The sequence below is a fragment of the Rathayibacter sp. AY1B4 genome, assembly GCF_002932815.1.
Lineage (GTDB): Bacteria > Actinomycetota > Actinomycetes > Actinomycetales > Microbacteriaceae > Rathayibacter.
Map to the genome: position 1 here is coordinate 163,771 of NZ_PSWN01000003.1, position 20,327 is coordinate 184,097.

The window sequence follows — 20,327 nt, forward strand, 5'->3', positions numbered from 1 at the left end:
CGCTACGCGCCGATCTTGTGCTCGCCGCGCCTGGCGCGCAGATAGGCGAGCCGCTCCTCGAGCAGCTCCTCCAGCTCCGCGCGGGTCCGGCGCTCGAGCAGCATGTCCCAGTGGGTGCGCGGAGCCTTCTGCTCGCCCTTGTCCACGACGACCGGCTTCGAGTCCACCATCAGAGTGGCCTCGTGACCGCAGGAGCGGCACTCCCAGGTCTCCGGCGCTTCCGCATCGGCCGAGAACACCATGTCGGTGTCGTGGCCGCAGTTCGCGCAGTGGTACTCGTACGTCGATCGCGGGGAGAAGACGACGCCTTCTTCGCTCTGCAGGCTCTGGGATCCGAGCCGCATTCCTCGCAGGCTTCGATCTGCCATTGTGTGGTCTCCTCTCGCTGTGCTTCCCCAGTGTCAACGTCGTACCTGGAGGTGGTCTTCCCGTCCCTGCCATTGCCAGAGAATCCTCAGGTCGGAGGCGTATTCCGCGGTTCCTGAGGGCGTGGCTGACGGGCGCTGAGGAAGGCGTCGACGGCCGCTCGGGCGAGGTCGGTGCGGTCGGTCACGAGCCCGTCGATCCCGAGTGCGAGGAGCTGCTCCATCCGCTCCGGATCGTCGATGGTCCAGAGGTGGATCTCGCAGCCGGTCACCCGCAGCCGGGCGAGGATCCGCGGCTCCGCGACGCGGAGGCCGAGCGCGCGCTCGGGCACCTGGAGCGCGTCGATGCCGCGGAGAGCGAGACGCACGGGGAGGGCGGCGCCGAGGTGGGCGGCGACCAGGGCGACGACGAAGCGGACCGCCGACGCCGAGGTCGCGGCGCCGGGAAGACGGCGGAGGGCCGCTGCTCGACGGATCTCGGAGAACGAGGTGATCAGGACGCGCTCCGCGGCGGCGGCGCCGGACACCGCCACGACGACCGGGTCGATCGCGTCCCGCGACTTCACGTCGATGTTGAAGTGCGCGCGGGGGAGTGCGGCGAGGGCCTGCTCGAGAGAGGCGAGCCGGGCGCCGCCCACCAGTCGGAGGTCGGCGAGCTCCTCCCACCGGGTGGCGGCGACGACGTGGCGGCGGCCGGAGCGGTCGATCACCTCGGCGTCGTGGACGAGCACGGCGACCCCGTCGAGGGAGGCGCGCGCGTCCGTCTCGAGGAGGTCCGCACCCGCGGCGAGGGCGCGTTCGAAGGCGGCGAGCGTGTTGCCCTCGGCCTGCGGGCCGAACCCGCGATGCGCGATCACCCGGGGGGTCGGCCCGCTCAGGGCGAGGGGTCGCTCAGGGGTGCGCATCGCGGACCGGGTCCGCGGCTAGACGGCCGGCGGCGGGGGAGTGGGCGCCGAGCCGGGGGCTCCGTCGGTCGTCGCGGGCGCCACGGGGGCGGACGTGTCGGATCCGGGCTCGACAGGAGTGGAGCCGACGGACCCGGATGCGGCAGGCGCGGACGCCGCAGGCGCCGACGGGGGTGCCGCGTCCTGCGGGCGGACCGCCGGGGCGGACTGGCCGCGCTGGCCGAGCGCGCCTCCGATGCCCTTCAGCGCCTCGGTGAGCTCGCTCGGGATGACCCAGAGCTTGTTCGCGCTGCCCTCGGCGATCTTGGGGAGTGTCTGGAGGTACTGGTACGCGAGGAGCTCGCTGTCGGGGCGGCCCTCGTGGATGGCGTGGAAGACGGTGGTGATCGCCTTGGCCTCACCCTCGGCCCGCAGGACCGCCGCCTTCGCCTGGCCCTCCGCAGCGAGGATCGCGGCCTGGCGCTGACCCTCGGCGTTCAGGATCTGGGACTGCTTGGTGCCCTCGGCGGTGAGGATCACGGCTCGACGGTCGCGCTCGGCGCGCATCTGCTTCTCCATCGAGTCCTGGATGGAGAGGGGCGGGTCGATGGCCTTGAGCTCCACGCGTCCGACGCGGATGCCCCACTTGCCGGTGGCCTCGTCGAGGACGATGCGCAGCTGCCCGTTGATGTTGTCGCGGGAGGTCAGCGCCTCCTCGAGGTTCAGGCCGCCGACGACGTTGCGGAGCGTGGTGGTGGTCAGCTGCTCGACCGCGCCGAGGTAGTTGGCGATCTCGTAGGTCGCCGCGCGGGCGTCCGTCACCTGGAAGTAGACGACCGTGTCGATCGAGACGACGAGATTGTCCTCCGTGATCACGGGCTGGGGCGGGAACGAGACGACCTGCTCGCGCAGATCGATCAGCGGGCGGACCCGGTCGATGAACGGCACGACGAGATTGAGGCCCGGCAGCAGGGTCTTGTGGTACTTGCCGAGGCGCTCCACGACCCCGGCGGTGGCCTGGGGGATGATGCGGACCGCTCGGAAGAGGACGACCAGGGCGAAGAGGACGACGGCGGCGACGACGACGATCGTCACGACGGAGGACGGTGTCACGGTGTGCTCCTTTCGGCGGGGACGACGACCGCGGTCGCGCCCTCGATGGCGGTGACGACGACTCTCTCGCCGACTCCGAGTGTGCGGTCCTCGACGAGCGGGGACAGGCGGACGGTCCAGGTCTCGCCGTTGGCGAGCTTGACCTGGCCGGCTCCGGGGCCGGCGAGGACGACGCTGCCGGAGAGCCCGAGGAGAGCGTCCGCACCGCTGGGGGTGGGATCGCCGCCCCGTTTCAGCAGCCGCAGCAGCGGCGGACGGACGGTGAACAGCAGGAGGGCGGCGAGGACGGCCGCGGCGGGCACCTGAACCCAGAAGGGAGCCCCGACCAGACCGGTCAGCAGTCCGCCGATGCTGCCGACGGCGAGCATCAGGAAGGTGAACTCGAGAGTGATCATCTCGACGATCACGAAGATGAGGATCAGCGCGAGCCAGAGGATCCACGCGTACTGGGTGACAGCGTCCATGCTGTGTGCTCCTTCCCCTCGACGAGCATTCCCAGGCTATCAACGCCCCCCGGACGAGGGCTGGGAGAGCGGGTGCGCCGACCGTCTCGGGGCCCTTGGTAGACTCCTCCGTCGGGCCGTGGCCCGTCATCGTGCCCGATCCGGTCTCCGAGCCGGCGTTCTGGAGGAATACCCGTGTCCAATCCCCTCGCCCCCGGCTCCTTCGACGGCAAGCGCGCTCTCGTCACCGGGTCGTCCCGCGGCATCGGCGCCGACACGGTCCGCTACCTGGCCGAGGCCGGAGCCCGCGTCGTCGTCAACTACCGCTCGAAGGCGCCGCGCGCCGACAAGCTCGTCGCGCAGATCGTCGAAGCCGGCGGCACCGCCATCGCCGTCGGCGCCGATCTCACCGACGCCGAGTCGCGCGCCGAGCTCTTCTCGCGCATCGAGAAGGAGTACGGAGGTCTGGACGTGCTCGTCCTGAACGCCTCCGGCGGCATGGAGAGCAACATGGGGGAGGACTACGCGATGGTCCTCAACCGCGACTCGCAGGTCGCCGTGCTCGAGGCGGCGCTGCCGCTGCTCTCCGAGGGCTCCCGTGTCGTGTTCGTCACGAGCCACCAGGCGCACTTCATCCGGACCACGCCCACGATGCCCGAGTACGAGCCCGTCGCGCTCTCCAAGCGCGCCGGCGAGGACGCCCTGCGCGAGCGGATCGGTGAGCTCGCCGAGCGCGGGATCGAGTTCGTCGTCGTCTCGGGCGACATGATCGAGGGCACCATCACCGCGACCCTGCTGGAGCGTGCGAACCCGGGCGCGATCAGCTCGCGTCGCGAGTCGGCCGGGAAGCTCTACAACGTGCAGGAGTTCGCGGCCGAGGTCGCTCTGGCGGCCGTCGAGCCGATCCCCGCGGACAACACCCGCCTCGTCGGCGACATCTCCGACTTCGCCTGATCCTCACCAGGGGCTGACGCCGGCGCACGGGTCTGCGCTCCTCGACGGATGACCCCGGTCGACGGCAGCGGACCGGCATCAGGGGAGTCCGATGCCGTCGTGGGCGCAGTCCGTCCGTCGGCGGACACCGGGGCGTCGTGAGCATCCTTCTCGATGCAGCCGCGGTGATGGTGAACCTGCGGGAGCGCTCGCAGGACCTCTGACGCTCGTTCCGGCGGGCGCCCGAGAGGACCAGGCCGACGACGGCGTCCGCGGCACGATGACCGTCGATCCGCAGCTGCGGCTGGTCACGCGCTTCGACACTCCAACCGAGACGTGCTGGTACGAGGACGTCGAGCCGTGGGTGGAGCATTCGCCTGTCCGCTGATGACGTGCCGGACCGTCGGGCGGCCTCGGTCCCGGTCCGTCCGGCCCTTCCGCCGTTATCCGATAATGCACATTATGTCAGTTCGACCGAAGTCCCGTTCTGTAGGGATGGCGATCGGCTCCTCTCATCGCTCCTGCGCCAGGACGTCATCGATCGCCGTCGGGCTCCGGTGACAGACCGGGCGCTTCAACGGTGAGACCTCGGATCACCGCGGCGACGACCAGGCGCTGCGTGAGCGCGGCGCTGGTGTCCACGGGCCACTGGCTCACCGACCCGACGTGCGCCGCGACGACCGCCTTCGCCAGGACGGCGGACTCGACGGCGGGGACGCGGCCGTGCACGGCGGCGAGGGCGGCGAAGCGCTCGCCCAGCTCGCGCGAGACGCGGTCGTCGTCGATCATCATCCGCTCGGCGAACTCCGGGTCCGCGGCAGCGCGTGCCAGGAGCACCGACCGCAGGGAGAACCACTCGCGGCTGGACGGGAGCGCGTCGAGGAGGGAGCGTACGGCGCCGTCGAGGGTCGCCGCGCGGTGCTCCTCCTGCAGCTGGACGTCGAGGGCCTCCTGCAGGCTCCCCCACACTCTCGCGGCCTGCTCCTCGTGGAGTGCGAGGAAGAGCTGGTCGACACCGGCGAAGTTCGAGTAGAACGCGCCGCGGGTGAAGCCCGCCTGCGCGCAGATGTCCTCGACGCGCTGGCCGATGGTGCCCGTGCTCTCGAAGAGCTCGGCGGCCGCGGCGAGGAGACGTCGTCGCGTCTCGCTCCTCCGCCGGACCGGAGCCTGCTCGCCTGTGACCACGCCACCAGCCTAGGCGGATCCTTGCGCAGGGTGAGCCTTTTCAGTACGTTTCGTTTTCAATGCATACCGTATCGAATACCGAGACGCCCGCACCGCGTCGGCGACGGTCCCGGTGGCTGCCGGCCGCGACCGTCGTGCTCATCGGGGCGGTCCTCGCCTGGCTGAACCGGGTGGAGTGGTGGGGGTGGCTCGTCGTCGCGGCGGCCGCGGTCCTGATCGCGGCCGTCTCGAGGAGCTGGCGGCACCGGCACTGGATGCTGCGTACGGCGGCCTGGGTCGCGTCCGCAGGGCTCGTCGGAGCCGTCGCCCTCGCCGCGGGTCCTCTCCCGGCGACGCGGACGCTCGCCGGTCCGCACACCGCCCCGGTCACGACCCGGCAGGGCGACGTCGTCGGTGTGCACGACGCCGCGGCCGGGGTCGACGCCTTCGCGGGGATCCCCTACGCCGCTCCCCCGGTCGGCCCGCTGCGTTGGGAGGCGCCCCGCCCGGCCCCGCAGCGGTCGGCGACCCTCGTGGCCGACGACTTCGGCCCCTCCGCCGTTCAGCCGGAGCCGACGTTCCTCTCCCGAGCGGCGACCCGCGTGCTCGACCTGCCGCTGGAGGAGACGCTCCTCGGCGGGTACGCGACGGACGAGGACAGCCTCCGCCTGAACATCTGGACGCCGGCCGGCGGGGCGGGCGACTCCAGCCCGGTCCTCGTCTACCTCCACGGCGGCGCGTTCGTCTCGGGGTCCGGCGCCCTCCCCGCCTACGACGGCGCGGCGCTCGCCTCCCGGGGCGCGGTGGTCGTCACCGTCGCCTACCGTCTGGGCGTCCTCGGATTCCTCGCCGGTGATGTGCTCGGCGGCGGCACCCCGGGGAATCAGGGACTGCTCGACCAGGTCGCCGCTCTGCAGTGGGTGCAGGACAACATCGCCGCTTTCGGCGGGGACCCGGGGCGGGTGACGGTCGCCGGCCAGTCCGCCGGCTCCGGCAGCGCCTGCATCCTCGGGGCCTCGCCCCTCGCGGCCGGCCTCCTCCACGGGATCATCGGGGAGAGCGGAGGATGCCTGGGGTCGGCGGGAGATCGCGAGGACGGCGACCTCTACGACGACGCCGCCACCGCACGGGAGGCGGCTGCGCGCCTGAGCAAGGCGCTCGGCGGGGCGAGCTTCGCCGAGATGAGGGCCCTGCCGGCCGAGCGCATCGTCTCGGCCGCCGCGGGCCTCTCGCAGCACTGGTGGCCCTCGATCGACGGCGTCGTCCTCCCCGACACGCCGCTCGCCGTCTACGAGGCCGGTCGGCAGAACGACGTCCCCCTCCTGCTCGGCAGCAACTCCGACGAGACCTCGCTCGATCTGCTGGGAGGCGTCGACTCGGATCCGGACGCCTACGAGCAGGAGGTGCGCCGGGAGCACGGAGACGACGCGGACCGATTCCTCGCGCTGTACCCGGGTGCCGTCGAGGATCAGGTCGTCGACTCCCGGCTGCGCGCCGGCAGCGACCGGACGATGACCGCCCCGATGCGGCTCTGGGCGCTGACGGCCGCCCGGACCGGGCGGGCGGGCGTCCACGCCTACATCTTCACGCGCACTCCCCCGGAGAGCGGACTCGAGCGGTTCGGCGCGTACCACGGCGCCGAGGTGATGTACGCGTACGGGAACCTCGGGGCGGACGGCGACGCCGACTACACGGACGTCGACCGCCGGCTCGAGCAGGAGATGACCGCGCGCTGGCTCGCATTCGTCTCCCACGGCGATCCGGACGCCGCCGGCCGCGAGCGGTGGCCGGCCGTCCAGGAGGATCCGGACAGCGTGCTCGAGTTCGGCGACGTCGTCCGGGTCGCCGGGCGCCCGTCCCCCGACGCGGTCGACTTCTGGCTCGCGGGGACGGGCTGACGCGGGGCGCTCCTCGCGGCGGAACCCGCCGGTCAGCGGGGAGCCTCCGCTCAGAGCTGCCCGACGAGGTGCGCCTGCCGACCGTCGCGCGCGAAGACCGGGATGACGGCCAGGGGCGCGTCGGCGACGATCCACTGCCCGCCCTCGTGCTCGGCGCCCGTCGAGAGCTCCGTCCACCGCGCCCCGGCGGGCAGGTAGACCCGTCGGGAGACGGCTCCGGCGTGCGTGACCGGAGCCACGAGCAGGTCCGAGCCGAAGAGGTACTGGTCGGCCAGATCCCAGGCCTCCGGGTCCCCCGGGAACTCGTGGAACACCGCTCGCAGCACCGGCTGGCCCAGCTCGTGCGCCTCCCGCATCGCCTCGCGCGTGTACGGGCGCAGGGTCTCGCGAAGATGCAGCAGGCGGGTGAGGATCGGCGTGGCCTCCTCGCCGAAGCTCCACACCTCGTTCGCGGCTCCGGTCGCGGCGCGGCGGCTCCCGTCGGCGGCCGTGACCGGGGCCGACGGCGCGCGGTCGCCGTGGAGGCGCATCACCGGGCTGAACGCGCCGAACTGGAACCAGCGCACGAGGAGCTCTCGGAACTCCGGATCCGACGGGTCTCCCCCGGCGAATCCTCCGATGTCGGTCGTGAACCACGGGATCCCCGCGACGCCCATGTGGATGCCGGCCGTGATCTGGTGGCGCAGGTCCGCGAAGGTCGAGTGGATGTCGCCCGACCACACGAGCGCGCCGTAGCGCTGACTGCCCGCCCACGCGGTGCGGACGAGGTTGACGATCTTGGTCTCTCCGCCCTCGGTCTGCCCCTCGAAGAAGCCGCGGGAGAACGCCTGCGGGTAGAGGTTGCCGACCTGGACGGCGGGGCCGGCGGCGTAGCGGTAGTTGTCGAAGTCGTAGACGCCGTACTCGGGCTCGGCCTCGTCGAGCCAGAAGAGCCGGATCCCGTGCTCGCCGTAGTTGCGCCGGCACGCCTCCCAGACGAACCTCCGGGCGGCGGGGCTCGTCGCGTCGTAGAACGCGCTCGGACCCTCGAACTGCATGTGCAGGTCCAGGCCCCGCTCGGCCTTGACGAGGAGGTTCCCCTTCTTCATCGCGATGTAGTTCTCGGACTCGACCGACACCTGCGGCCAGACCGACACCATCAGCTCGATCCCGAGCTCGCGCAGCTCGGCGACCATGGCCGACGGATCCGGCCAGAACTCCTCCTCGAAGCGGAAGTCGCCCATGTGCGGCCAGTGGAAGAAGTCGGCCACGATCACGTCCATCGGCAGGCCGCGGCGCCGGTGCTCGCGGGCGACCTCGAGCAGCTGCTCCTGGTTCCAGTAGCGCAGCTTGCACTGCCAGAAGCCGAGGCCGTGCTCGGGCATCATCGGGACGTGCCCGGTGGCGTCGGCGTAGGCCCGGGTGATGTCGGCCGGGGTCTCCCCCGCGGTCACCCAGTAGTCGAGCTGCTGGGAGGACTCGGCGGACCACTCCGTGCGGTTGGCCGCGAAGGTCGCGCGGCCGATCGCGGGGTTGTGCCAGAGGAAGCCGTAGCCGCGGCTCGAGAGCACGAACGGGACGCTCGACTGGGAGTTGCGGTGCGCGAGCTCGAGCGTGCAGCCCTTCAGGTCGAGGATGTCCTGCTGGTACTGCCCCATCCCGTACAGCTTCTCGTCGGGGGGCGTCTCGAACAGCGCGGTCAGCCGGTAGTCGCCGCCCAGGTGCGGACGCTGCTCGCGGGCGCGCAGCTTGAGCGCTCCCCCGCTCCCGAGCTCCCGGAAGAGCAGCTCCCCTCGACGGTCGTAGAAGGAGAGGGAACAGGAGAGCTCGTGGTAGCCGGTCTGGTACCCGTAGCCCTCCTGCTGCTCGAGGACGACGGTGATGCCGCCGGCACGCAGCGTCGCCCGCGGTCCCTCGATCGAGACCTCCGGCGCGTGGCGCTCGGGGGCGATCAGCGCCCAGTCGGTGTCGAGGACCTCCCCGGACCGGCGGGCGCGGACCCGGACGCTGTCCCTCCCCCACGGCTCGACGACGACGGTCTCGCCGTCGCCGCGCCAGACGAGGCGGTCCCCCTCGAGCGCGAACTGGTCGGTGTCCATGTGCTCCTGCTTCCTCGAGTCGGGCACGGCGCTCAGTCCTTGACCGCGCCGGCGGTGACCCCGGCGGCGACGTAGCGCTGGGCCACGATCAGCAGCACGGCGGCCGGGATGGAGGCGATCACGGCGGTCGCCATGATCCCGTTCCAGTTGGTGGTGGTCGATCCGATGTAGCGGTAGAGGCCGAGGGTGAACGGCACGATGCTGTTGCCCGAGGTGAGCGAGTTCGCGTTGAGGAAGTCGGCCCAGGCGAACAGGAACGAGAACAGGCCCGCGGTCACGATCGAGTTCCGGCTCAGCGGGATGACGATCGAGACGAAGGAGCGCCAGTTGCTCGCACCGTCGATCCGCGCGGCCTCGATCAGCTCGTCGGGGATGCCGAGCATGAAGGCCCGGAGGATGATCACCGCGAACGGCACGGAGGCGGTCGCGTCGGCGAGGATGAGGCCCGGATAGGTGTTGAGCAGCCCCAGCGCGTTGTAGATCGCGAACAGCGCGGTGACCAGGACGATCCCGGGGATCATCTGGGCGAGGAGGAACACGAACATCACGACGCCGGTCCCCCGCACCCGGAACTTCGCCATCGCGAAGGCGGCGGGCAGGGCGATCGCCAGCGTCAGGATCACGCAGCCGATCGAGATCACGAGGCTCGTGATGAGGTTCGGCAGCTGCGTCGAGAACGCCTGCACGTACCCGTCGAGCGTCGGGTCGCCGGGGAACAGGCTCGGCGGGGTCTGGATCAGGTTCTGCGGCTTGGTCAGCGAGACGTTGACCATCCAGTAGAGCGGGAAGAGGAGGAAGCCGCAGAGCACGATCGCGATGACCACGTCGATCCCGCGGCGCAGCCCTGTGGTGTGCCGGTTCATCCGAGGTCCTCCTTGCGCTGGGCGCGGATGTAGATCACGCCGAAGACGAGGGCGACGATCACGAGGATCTGGCCGGCCGCCGCTCCGACTCCGAACTGCAGGTCGGTGAAGGACTGCTCGTAGGCCCACGTCGCGAGGGTGTGCGAGCTGTTTGCCGGGCCTCCCTTGGTGAGGATCCAGATGACGTCGAACACCTTGATCGTGTAGACGAGGCCGAGGAGGAGTGTGACGGAGGTCACCGGTCGCAGCAGTGGCCAGGTGATGCTCCAGAAGGACCGCCAGCGCGAGGCGCCGTCCAGTGCCGCGGCCTCGTAGAGGCTCTCGGGGATGCCCTGCAGGCCTCCGTGCAGCAGCACCATGTTGAACGGGATGCCCAGCCAGATGTTGGCGATGATGACCGCCCACAGCGAGACGGACGGATCGGTCAGCCAGCCGACCGGCGTGCCGATCGCGGCGTTCAGGATGCCGAACTGCTGGTCGAAGATCCAGCGCCAGGCCGTCGCCGAGACGATCAGCGGCAGGAGCCACGGCAGCAGGATGAGGGAGCGGAACGTCGCCGAGAGCGGGAACCGGCGGCTGAAGAACAGCGCCAGGGCCATGCCGATCGTGAACTGGCCCACCAGCGAGACCACGGTGAAGACCACGGTGTGCCAGGCGATGCTCGCGAAGATCGGATCGGTGACGACCGTGACGTAGTTGTCGAAGCCGACGAAGGGGGCGATCCCGGTCACGAAGGACGACGGTCCGAAGTCCTGGAGGCTGAGGACGACGCCGCGGATGATCGGGTAGACGAAGAAGACGGCGAGGAAGATCACCACGGGCGCCATGAAGGCGGCGGCGGCGAGGCGGAGGTGGGAGCGGGGTCGGCGGCGGGCGGGCGGCCTGGTGGCCGCCCCGCCCGCGACCGGCGCCGTGAGCACGGCGGGGTCGGTCATGCGGCCGCTACTTCAGGCTCGCCGCGGCGTCGTCGAGGGCCGCCTGCGGCGTCTTCGAGCCGGTCAGCGACTCCTGGATCGCGGTCCAGAGCGCCTTCGAGGTGTCCGGGTAGGCGACGCCGAGGTCGCTGGTGCGTCCCTGCGCGACCGAGATGGCCTCGACCCACGGCTGGAGCGCGGGGTCCTCGGTCGCCTGCTCGGCGGCCGCGTCGGCGTACGGCATGATGTACGACTGGCCGGCCGCCCAGGCCTTCAGGCTGTCGGGCTGGATGACGCACTGCGCGAACTCCGTGGCGAGGGTCTGCTTCGCGGCGTCGGAGGCGACCACCTCGACGAACTCGCCGCCGAGCGGGCTCGGTGCCGCTCCCCCGTCCTTCGCCGGGATCGGCACGACGCCGTAGTCGATGCCCGCCTCGTCGAGGGCGGAGAGCTGCCAGGTGCCGTTGACCATCATCCCGAGCTTGCCCGCGAGGAACTGGTCGCGGACGTCCTGCTGGTTGGCGTTGACGTTCGCCTGCGAGGCCGAGCCGCTCTTCACCAGGTCGGTCCAGAGCGCGAGCGCCGAGACGGCGTCGTCGGAGGAGATGTCCTCGAGGGTCGCACCGGAGCCCCAGAAGAAGGGCAGGAACTGGAAGGTGCCCTCCTCGGTGCCGATCGCGGAGAAGCCGAGCCCGGTGACGTCGCCCGCGGTGAGGGCCTTCGCGGCGGTGGTCAGCTCGTCCCAGGTCGTCGGCGGAGTGACGCCGGCGGCCTCGAAGAGCGCCTTGTTGTAGAAGAGCGCGAGGGTGTTCGAGCCGATCGACGAGCCGTAGGTCTTCCCGTCCAGCTGGCCGGCGGCGAGCACGTTCGGGAGGACGTCGCTGGTGTCGAGCCCGGAGGCGGCGTTGTCGACGAGCAGGCCGGTGTCGGCGAACTTCGCGACGTTGGGGTTGTCGAGGACGACCAGGTTCGGCGTCGTCTTCGACGCGGCCGACTGCAGGAGCTTGGTGGTGAGGTCGGGGTCGGAGGTGCGCTCGAGGGTGATCCCGGTCGAGGCCTCGCAGCCGGCCAGGAGCTGGCCGTAGGGGGAGGACGCGTCGTACTGGGTGAAGCTGTCCCAGAGGGTGAGCGACTTCGACGAGTCGTCGCCCGCTCCCTGTGCGCTGCACGCGCTGAGGGCGACTCCGGCGATGAGGACGAGGGAGGCGGCGCCTGCGGCCCGTCGGATGCTGTTCTTCACGGTATTCCTCTCTGAATACGGTCGGGACGAGCGGAGCGCTCGCGCCGGGAAGACCCTCCGGGGGCGCCCGCTGAGGCGGTCCGTCCGGAAGTCGTGGCGAGCCTAACCGAGTCGGAGAACCGGTTCAATAGATTTCGGAGAACCGGTTCACCGATCGCCCGGGGAACGCTCCGGACGACCCGGCGACGTCAGCCGCGCGCCCGCCGCCACGAGGGGACGACGCCCCGGCTGGTGCCCGGCGAGAAGGGCGCGGTGGTGCCCAGGTCCACGACGACCGCGGGCAGCAGCTCCGTCACTCCCGGAGTCGCGGTGCCGGCGAGCTCGTCGAGCACCAGGTCGACCGCCCGCGAGACCATCTCGTCGCCGGGCAGGTCCACCACGGTGACCGGCTGGTCGGCGTGCCGCATCACCGCCTCCGGGGCGATGGTCATGATCGAGCAGTCCTCCGGGACGCGCAGGCCCAGGCCGCTGAGGCGCTGCAGGAACGGCTCGAGCACGCCCGGCCCGTGCGTGACCACGGCGCTCAGGCCGGGGAGCTGCTCCTGCGCCTGCTCGAACCAGTCGTCGACGTCGTCGGTGCTGGGGATGACGGCTCCCCGCACGCCGCGCAGGCGGCACTGGTCGAGGAAGCCCTCGCGGAACCGCAGGGCGAAGGCGTAGCCGCTCTCGTAGGCGTCGGGGCCCATCCCGAGGACCGCGATCTCGACGTGCCCGAGGTCGGCGAGGTGGTCGACGGCGACCCGCGCCGCGCCGTCGAAGTCGAGGTCGATCGCGCTGAACGGGCTGCCCTCGCCCGGGTAGCCGACCAGCGCGGTCGGCAGGCCGATGCTCGCGAGGACCGGCAGCCGGGGGTCGTCCCGGCGGATGTCCATCACGACGAGCGCATCGGCGAGGACGTCGCGCGCGAGCTCCCCCTCGCCCGTGCCCATCATCAGCAGGTCGAAGCCGCGGGCGCGGGCCGCGTACATCGCCGCCCGCACGAAGCGCATGAAGACGTCGACATCGGTCTGCCGCGACTCCGGATCGACGGAGGCGAAGAAGCCGAGGATGTTCGTGCGCCGCAGCGCCAGGGCCCGCGCCATCGGGTCGGGCCGGTAGCCGAGCCGCTCCACGCTCGCGAGCACGCGCAGGCGGGTCGCCTCCGGGAGCTTCTTGTTGCCGGAGAGCACGTAGGACACCGTGCTGCGGGCCACCCCCGCATCGGCCGCGACGTCGCGAATGGTCACCATGGGCTCAGCGTAGTGAGGGCCCGGCGACGGGAGGGCCCGCCGGCGACTCCCTCGACCGGTGGGCAGCAGCGTGCATACCAGGGCGGTCCGGCCGTCCCGCCGTGGGTGGAGAGCCGTCCGCCGCGAGCCGCGCGACGGCACCGACGGACGCAGGCCGCGGACGAGCAGTCGGTCACGGTTGCGCGCGGGTCCGACGGGCACGTACGGTCGACCCGTACCTCGTCGCGAGCCGCGACGTCGGTGCGGCCGCCACACCGGCCGATCCAGCGGCTCGCGGTCACGGGGGCCCCCCGCACGGAAGACGGACTCTTGCGCCCCAGCACCGGTACTGCGTCCACGACGCAGCAGCTGCTCTCGCACTGACGTCCCCCGTGCCCGCCCCTCAGGGGCGAGCCGTTGCTCCTTCGGAGCCCGGTGGTCGTCGTGCGCCGACACCGACCCCTGGAGCACCGTGCCCTCCACTTCCCGCACCACCCCGCCCGCCGTCGTCCTCCACGACTGCACGTTCGCCTGGCCCGACGGCTCCGTCGTCCTCGACCGCGTGACCACTGCGTTCGGCCGCGGGCGCACCGGTCTCGTCGGCGCGAACGGCGCCGGCAAATCCACCCTCGTCCGCCTCGTCACCGGCGGCCTCTCCCCCACCGCCGGGAGCGTCTCGACGACGGGACCCGTCGACCTGCTGCCCCAGCGCCTCCGGCGAGGGCCCGACGACACCGTCGCCGATCTCCTCGGGATCCGGCATCGCCTGGACGCTCTGCAGGCGATCCTCCGCGGCGACGCGGATCCGCGGCACTTCGAGGTGCTCGCGGACGACTGGGACCTCGAGGCCCGGGCGCTCGCCGCACTCGGCGACGCCGGGCTCGACCTGGAGGAGGCGGACCTGCTGCGGCCGGTCGCGACCCTCTCCGGAGGGCAGGCCGTCCTCACGGCCGTGACCGGCGTCCGGCTGCGCGGCCGGCCGATCGCCGTGCTCGACGAGCCGACGAACGACCTCGACCGGCGCTCCCGAGGGCTTCTGCTCGACCTGGTCGACCGGTGGCGCGGGACGCTCGTGCTCGTCAGCCACGACCGGGAGCTGCTCGAGCACGTCGACGAGATCGCGGAGCTGCGCGACGGGGCGGTCCGCACCTCCGGCGGGACGTTCTCGGCGTTCGAGGAGCGGCTCGCCCTCGAGCAGGCCGCCGCGGAGCGCGATCTGCGCGACGCCGACCGGCTTCACCGCGCCGAGCGGCGGCAGCGCATCGAGGCGGAGACGACCATCGCCCGTCGGGCGCGGGCGGGGGCGCGATCGGCGGAGTCGATGCCCGCGATCCTCGCGAACGCGCGGAGAGGACGCGCCGAGGCGACCGCGGGACGGCTGCGCTCCGGGCACGGGGCCGCGGAGGCGCGGGCGCGCGAGCAGGTCGACGCCGCGTCGCGGGCAGTGCGCGACGACGACCGGGTCCGCCTCGACCTGCCGGACCCCGGGGTCGCGGCCGGGCGCCGTCTGGCGGAGGTGACGGTGCGCGGTCGGACGACGGTGCTCCAGGGGCCGGAGCGGATCGCCGTGGTCGGCGCGAACGGGACGGGGAAGACCACCCTGCTCGAGCACCTCGTCGATGCGCCGGGTGCGCGGGAGCATCCGCTCGCCGGCACCACGGCCCGACCGCTGACGGAGCGGGTCGGCTGGCTCCCCCAGCGCCGCGAGGGACTCCTCGACGAGGAGGCCACCGTGCGGGAGCACGTCTCCCGGGCCGCGCCGGATCGTCCTGCGGTCGAGCTGCGGAACGCCCTCGCGCGGCTCCTGGTGCGCGGCGACGTGGTCGATCGGAGGATCGCGTCGCTCTCGGGCGGCGAGCGGTTCCGCGTCGCGCTCGCCGGGCTCGTGCTGGCGCAGCCCGCTCCGCAGCTGCTCGTGCTCGACGAGCCGACGAACGATCTCGATCTCGCCACGACCGACCACCTCGTCGACGTTCTCGCCGCCTGGCGGGGCGGCCTGGTCGTCGTCAGCCACGACGAGGCGTTCCTCGACCGGCTCGGACTCCACTCCCGAGTGGTGCTCGACGCGGAGTGACGGCTGGTCCCCCGGCCCCCGGCGGTTCTGGCCTCGACCGGGCCCCTGCCGCCGGAGAGACTGGCCGGGCCCCTCCCGCCCCCAGCGAACGGACCGACGTGCTCACCGGACTCAGCGCCTTCCCCCTCACTCCGCTCCGCGACGACAGCATCGACGAGCGGTCGTTCGCCGCTCTCGTCGAGCGGCTCGCGCGGGCGGGAGTCGACTCGATCGGCGCACTGGGCTCGACCGGCTCGGCTCCGTACCTGGACCGCGGCGAGCGCCGGCGCGCCGCCGAGATCGCCGTCCGCAGCGCCGGCCCGGTGCCGGTCGTGGTCGGGATCGGGGCGCTGCGCACCTCGCAGGTGCTGGCGCTCGCCGAGGACGCGCAGAGCGCCGGAGCGAGCGCGGTGCTCCTGGCGCCGCTCGGCTACCAGCCGCTGACGGACGAGGACGTGCTGGGGCTCTACGAGGACGTGACGGCTCAGCTCTCGGTGCCGCTCGTCGTGTACGACAACCCCGGGACGACGCGCTTCTCCTTCTCCGACGACCTCTACGGGGCCGTCGCCCGGCTGCCGCAGGTCGCCTCCCTCAAGATCCCCGGCGTGCCGGAGGGACCGGGCGCCGCGGCGGCGCGCGTCAGCGAGATCCGGGCGCGGGTGCCGGAGGGGGTCACTGTCGGGGTCTCGGGGGACGCCGCGGGTGCGCGCGGGCTGCTCGGCGGCTGCGACGCCTGGTACTCGGTGATCGGCGGCCTCTTCCCGCGGACGGCGCTGTCGATCGCCCGGGCGGCGCAGTCGGGCGACGAGGCGGCGGCGATCGCGGGATCGGCGCGCCTGCAGCCCGTCTGGGACCTCTTCGCGGAGCACGGCGGCAGCTACCGAGTGGTCGCGGCGATGGCGGAGCAGCTCGGTCTCGCCGAGGCGCGCTGCCTCCCGCGTCCGGTCCGCGGGCTGGATGCACGGGCGCGGGCCCGGGTCGCGGAGGTCCTGGCGGAGCTGGGGCCTGTGCTGGAGTGATGCTCGGGCGGGTCGACGGGAGGACAGGTCGGACGGCGTGGTCGTTCCGGACCGCCGACGAGCGCGAGGAACCTGGGAGCCTTCACACCGGGGGGCCGGACCGGTGCGGGGAAGTGCTCCCGAACGGAGCGAAAGGGTCGGAACCGGCGGGGCGGGCGATCAGGAACGGGCCTCTCCTTCGCTTCCGGAGCGCCTCGATCCGCCGGCGATGCGGTCGCCGAGCCGTGGATCGTTCCGCCCCTGCGGCGTCGTCCCTCCGCCGTCCCGCGAGTGGCGCGCATCGACGGGTCGTCCGGCCGGTCCTCCGGCTACCGTTGTGGGCACACCCCCCGCCGACCCGGACCGCTCCGCCGACCTCGTCGGCCCGCGGTCCCTGCACGAGGAGCTTCCGTGTCCCCCGACGATTCCGCAGGACCCCCCTCTCGAACTCCCGGCCTCCGGCGGCGCACCGTCGTCGGCGTCGCCCTCACGGGTGCTCTCGCTCTGGGCGCGGCGACGCTCCCGGCCGCCTCCGCCTCCGCCTCCCCCGTGCCAGGCCTGCCCGGGGAGAGGACCCGCACGATCAACGTGAGGACGAAGAACCGCGGCGTGCTCTACGACGTCCTCACGGTCTCGATCGCGGGTGACCTCGCGCGGATCTTCGTGCCGCAGACGGTGAAGCCGCGGCAGGCCGCGGCGGTACCGGTGATCTGGTTCATCCACTCCGCGCAGGCCGACCACACCTCGCTGTCCAGCGTCTTCGCGTACCCGGCCGAGCTCGCCGTCGAGCGGGGCGCCGTCGCGATCTGCCAGACGCTCGGCGGCACGATCTGGACCAACGACACCGCGCAGAAGCACCAGCGGAACGGCTACGCCTACCTCTCCGGCCAGTTCCCGATCGCCGCGAGCTACCTCTGGGCGATGTCGGCCGGTGGTGCGCTCGCCTGCGAGGACTACGGCGCGCGGGTCTTCCCCGGCATCAACGGCGTCTACCTGGTCAACGGCGTCTACGACCTCCGCGACACCCACGACCGCACGACGCGGGGCCGCTTCTCGATCGGCGGTGCCTTCGGCGGCAGCACCGCTCAGATCGACTCCCACAACCCGAAGCGGCTGCCCGCCTCCGCCTGGGCCGGCGCGAACATCCGCGCGGTGGTGTCCGACACGGCCCACCCGGACCCGAGCGTGCCGTCGGCACTGCACGGGCTCGCCCTCGTGAAGAAGGCGACGGCCACGGCCAGGGAGGCGACCGTCCGGACGCACGCGCTCGGCCACAACGCACCGTCGTGGGTGAACCAGGACGGCATCGACGCGATCTTCCGCTGGCACGCCGGGCTGGCCGCCGCGCCGGCGCCGTCGGCGACGCCGACCCCGACGAAGACCCCCGTCGTCCGCCCGTCCACCGCGGGCCGCTGGGACTTCGACCAGGCGGACGCCCCGTACGCGGGAGGGTCGGGGTCCCCGTTCCGACCCCGCTGAGCGGTCAGGACGCGACGGCGTCCCTCGGGATGCGCTGACCGTCACGGGCCCGCGGCGGGAGCGCTCGGCCGCAGTGAGACCGGGCCTACGTCCCCTCCGCGGAGCTCCGCGGCGCCCTCTTCCGGACAGGGCCGCTAGAGGACATTGTCAGCGGCGGGACGGCCGTGCCACGGTTCGAGGACGGCCGATGAGGGCCGTCCCGATCGAAGGCAGCACATGCGCTCCAGCACCGTCCCTCGTCCGCCCGCCGTCGAGGACGGCACGTCGCAGCCGCGGGATCCAGGAGCGGCGCGGCGGCTCCGGCGGGGCCTGCTCGGGCTGACCGCGGCCGTCGCGCTCCTCGTCGGCACCGCCGTTCCTCTCGCGGCGGTCGCCGCTCCGTCCGCCCCTGTCCTCGGGGTGGCGGCCTGGGGAAGCGGCACCGATGGGAAGACCACGGTCCCGGCCGGGGTCGAGGGCGTGCTCTCCCTCGCCGCGGGCCGGACCCACAGCCTCGCCGCGAACGGCGACGGCGGGGTCGTCGCCTGGGGCCGCGGGTCGTACGGGCAGACCAGCGTCCCCGACGGTCTCACGGGGGTCGTCGCGGTCTCCGCCGGCGACTACAGCAGCCATGCGCTGAAGAGCGACGGGACCGTCGTCTCCTGGGGCTACGACGGCGACGGGCAGGTCTCGAGGAGTGCCGCGCTGACCGGGATCGTCGCGATCTCGTCCTCCCGCGACAACAGCCTCGCACTCGGCAGCGACGGCACCGTCACGTCGTGGGGCAGCAACGGGCTGGGCGAGGGCCTGGTCCCGGCCGGCCTCGGAGGCGTCACGGCCATCGCCGCGGGCCGGCGCCACAGCCTCGCCGTGTCCGGCGGGAGGGTGGTCGCCTGGGGCTGGGACCTCTACGGGCAGACCGACGTCCCCGCGGGGCTCGAGGGCGTGGTGGCCGTCGCGGCGGGAGAGACCCACAGCCTCGCGCTGAAGGAGGACGGCACCGTCGTCGCCTGGGGCGCGAGCTCCGACTCGGTCGTCGTCGACTACGGCCAGACCACGGTGCCGGAAGGCCTGTCCGGGGTCGTGGCGATCGCCGCCGCGTCCGACTACAGCCTCGCGCTGAAGGGCGACGGCACGATCGTCGGCTGGGGCCGGAGCTCGGCCGGGCAGCTGCAGTTCCCCGCCGGCCTCGCCGGCACGACGGCTCTCGCCGCCGGACCCGATCACGTGCTCGCCCGGGGCCCGCGTCCCGTCCTGACGGCGGATGCTCCTCCCGCGTCCGGGTCGCTCGGAGCGGCGGCCTCGTACACCTTCGCGGCCGACCGCCCCGCCTCGTTCGCGATCGCCTCCGGCTCCCTCCCCGACGGCCTGTCCCTCAGCGCGTCCGGGGTCCTCTCCGGCACGCCGACGACCGCGGGCACGTCCACCTTCGCCGTCTCCGCGCGGAACCCCTTCGGCGCCACCGTCGGGGCCCCGCACACGTTCGCCGTGGCGGAGACGACGGTCGCGCCGACCCTGGCCGGCGACCCGCCCGCCGCGACGGTGGGCACCCCGTACGACTTCGACTACAGCGTGACGGGCATACCGGCGCCGACCGTCTCGCTCGTCTCCGGAACGCTCCCCGCCGGCCTGAGCCTCGATGCTCGTGGCGGCCTGACCGGGACGCCGACGACCGCCGGACGCTCCACCTTCACCCTGCGGGCCTCGAGCGCTGCGGGGAGCGCGGAGACCACCAGCACCGTCGTCGTCTCCCCCGCCGCCGCTGCACCGGGGATCTCCGGTACCCCCGGGCCGGGCGTCGTCGGCACCCCCTACGACTTCGGCTACACCGTCTCGGGCTTCCCCGCGCCGTCGGTGGCCGTCTCCTCCGGTGCGCTCCCGTCCGGCCTCACCCTGACTCCGGCCGGGCGCCTGACCGGGACTCCGTCCGCGCCGGGCACCTTCACGTTCACGCTGGCGGCCCGCGCCGGCACCGCCTCCGCGGAGACCACCAGCACCGTCACCGTCTCGTCGCCGACGGTCGCGCCGACCCTCTCCGGGACGGTCGCGGCCGGCGTCGTCGGCTCGGCCTACGACTTCCGCTACGCGGTGAGCGGCACGCCCGCTCCGTCGGTCTCCCTGGTCTCCGGCGCACTGCCCGCCGGGCTCACCCTCGACGCGACCGGGCGCCTCTCCGGGACGCCGACCACGGCCGGGACCACCACCTTCAGCATCCAGGCCGCGAACTCGGCGGGCACGGCTCGGGCGACGAGCACGCTGACGGTCTCGCCGAAGCAGGTCGCGACGAAGGCCGATCTGCGCGTCGACCTCTCCGGGCCGGCCTCGGCGGTGAAGGGGAGGACGCTCACCTACACCCTCATCACGACGAACGCCGGTCCGGCTGCGTCGGCGTCGGTCGTCTCGCAGGTCGTCCTGCCCGCGGGTGTGCAGTTCGTCTCTGCGACCGGCTCGTACACCAGGGTCGGGAACGTGGTGGTGTTCCAGCGGGCCGGCCTGGCGGACGGGCGGACCGTGTCGGAGAAGATCACGGTGAGGGCGGCCGTCTCGGGCACGGCGACCGCGCTGGCGGCGGCGTTCTCGACGAAGACGCCCGACCCGTCCATCCGCAGCAACGCGGACACGGCGAGCACGACGATCCGCTGACCGCGGGAGCGTGACGGCGGGCGGTCCCTCGAGGGCCGCCCGCCGTTCTCGGTGCGGGAGCGTCGAGGTCCG

General features: G+C 72.9%; 16 protein-coding genes. 6 read left to right on the forward strand and 10 right to left on the reverse strand.

Going from position 1 to position 20,327, the window contains the following annotated elements; translation table 11 throughout:
- Positions 1–2: 2 nt before the first annotated feature.
- From C5D66_RS03035 to C5D66_RS03050, 4 genes are all read right to left on the reverse strand, one after another.
- Positions 3–368 carry an RNA polymerase-binding protein RbpA gene (locus C5D66_RS03035; protein ID WP_068207052.1) on the reverse strand — a complete coding sequence of 122 codons (366 nt, stop codon included), beginning with the start codon at positions 366–368 and terminating at the stop codon, positions 3–5.
- Positions 369–454: 86 nt separating this feature from the next.
- Complete coding sequence (locus tag C5D66_RS03040; RefSeq protein WP_104255005.1) at positions 455–1,270, reverse strand: glycerophosphodiester phosphodiesterase family protein; 816 nt, start codon at positions 1,268–1,270, stop codon at positions 455–457.
- Between the two features lie 18 nt (positions 1,271–1,288).
- Complete coding sequence (locus tag C5D66_RS03045) at positions 1,289–2,344, reverse strand: SPFH domain-containing protein (RefSeq protein WP_374952912.1); 1,056 nt, start codon at positions 2,342–2,344, stop codon at positions 1,289–1,291.
- Between the two features lie 14 nt (positions 2,345–2,358).
- Positions 2,359–2,826: an NfeD family protein gene (locus C5D66_RS03050; protein ID WP_104255007.1), complete on the reverse strand. Its 468-nt coding sequence runs from the start codon at positions 2,824–2,826 to the stop codon at positions 2,359–2,361.
- Between the two features lie 174 nt (positions 2,827–3,000).
- Between C5D66_RS03050 and C5D66_RS03055 the strand changes: the two genes are divergently transcribed.
- A complete protein-coding gene (locus C5D66_RS03055; protein WP_104246827.1) occupies positions 3,001–3,759 on the forward strand; it encodes an SDR family oxidoreductase in 759 nt (252 codons plus the stop codon).
- A gap of 513 nt (positions 3,760–4,272) precedes the next feature.
- On the opposite strand, the gene C5D66_RS03060 is transcribed toward C5D66_RS03055, so the two are convergent.
- Positions 4,273–4,923, reverse strand: a complete 651-nt coding sequence (locus C5D66_RS03060) for a TetR/AcrR family transcriptional regulator (RefSeq protein ID WP_104255008.1) — start codon at positions 4,921–4,923, stop codon at positions 4,273–4,275.
- 59 nt (positions 4,924–4,982) lie between these two features.
- On the opposite strand from C5D66_RS03060, the gene C5D66_RS03065 reads away from it, so the two are divergent.
- On the forward strand, positions 4,983–6,800 hold the full coding sequence (locus C5D66_RS03065; protein ID WP_104255009.1) for a carboxylesterase/lipase family protein: 1,818 nt from the start codon (positions 4,983–4,985) through the stop codon (positions 6,798–6,800).
- A gap of 50 nt (positions 6,801–6,850) precedes the next feature.
- On the opposite strand, the gene C5D66_RS03070 is transcribed toward C5D66_RS03065, so the two are convergent.
- The 5 genes from C5D66_RS03070 to C5D66_RS03090 all read right to left on the reverse strand — a co-directional run bounded on the left by C5D66_RS03070 (position 6,851) and on the right by C5D66_RS03090 (position 13,124).
- Complete coding sequence (locus C5D66_RS03070; RefSeq protein WP_104255043.1) at positions 6,851–8,878, reverse strand: TIM-barrel domain-containing protein; 2,028 nt, start codon at positions 8,876–8,878, stop codon at positions 6,851–6,853.
- 32 nt (positions 8,879–8,910) lie between these two features.
- The gene (locus C5D66_RS03075) at positions 8,911–9,741 is read right to left on the reverse strand and encodes a carbohydrate ABC transporter permease (RefSeq protein WP_104222044.1); all 831 of its coding nucleotides are present in this window, start codon (positions 9,739–9,741) and stop codon (positions 8,911–8,913) included.
- Positions 9,738–10,676: a carbohydrate ABC transporter permease gene (locus C5D66_RS03080; protein WP_104225253.1), complete on the reverse strand. Its 939-nt coding sequence runs from the start codon at positions 10,674–10,676 to the stop codon at positions 9,738–9,740. The genes C5D66_RS03075 and C5D66_RS03080 overlap by 4 nt, the downstream gene beginning before the upstream one ends.
- A 7-nt stretch (positions 10,677–10,683) precedes the next feature.
- On the reverse strand, positions 10,684–11,895 hold the full coding sequence (locus C5D66_RS03085) for an extracellular solute-binding protein (protein ID WP_104222048.1): 1,212 nt from the start codon (positions 11,893–11,895) through the stop codon (positions 10,684–10,686).
- A 188-nt stretch (positions 11,896–12,083) separates the two neighbouring features.
- A complete protein-coding gene (locus C5D66_RS03090) occupies positions 12,084–13,124 on the reverse strand; it encodes a LacI family DNA-binding transcriptional regulator (protein WP_104222050.1) in 1,041 nt (346 codons plus the stop codon).
- 451 nt (positions 13,125–13,575) lie between these two features.
- Here C5D66_RS03090 and C5D66_RS03095 point away from each other — a divergent pair, with 451 nt between their 5' ends.
- From C5D66_RS03095 to C5D66_RS03110, 4 genes are all read left to right on the forward strand, one after another.
- Positions 13,576–15,177 carry an ATP-binding cassette domain-containing protein gene (locus tag C5D66_RS03095; protein WP_104255010.1) on the forward strand — a complete coding sequence of 534 codons (1,602 nt, stop codon included), beginning with the start codon at positions 13,576–13,578 and terminating at the stop codon, positions 15,175–15,177.
- 98 nt (positions 15,178–15,275) lie between these two features.
- Entirely contained in the window at positions 15,276–16,175 is a 900-nt protein-coding gene (locus tag C5D66_RS03100; RefSeq protein ID WP_104255011.1) for a dihydrodipicolinate synthase family protein, read from the forward strand.
- Positions 16,176–16,565: 390 nt separating this feature from the next.
- Positions 16,566–17,633: a hypothetical protein gene (locus C5D66_RS03105; protein WP_104255012.1), complete on the forward strand. Its 1,068-nt coding sequence runs from the start codon at positions 16,566–16,568 to the stop codon at positions 17,631–17,633.
- Between the two features lie 216 nt (positions 17,634–17,849).
- Positions 17,850–20,255, forward strand: coding sequence for a putative Ig domain-containing protein (locus tag C5D66_RS03110; protein ID WP_104255013.1), 2,406 nt, complete (start codon positions 17,850–17,852; stop codon positions 20,253–20,255).
- The last annotated feature ends 72 nt before the right edge of the window (positions 20,256–20,327 follow it).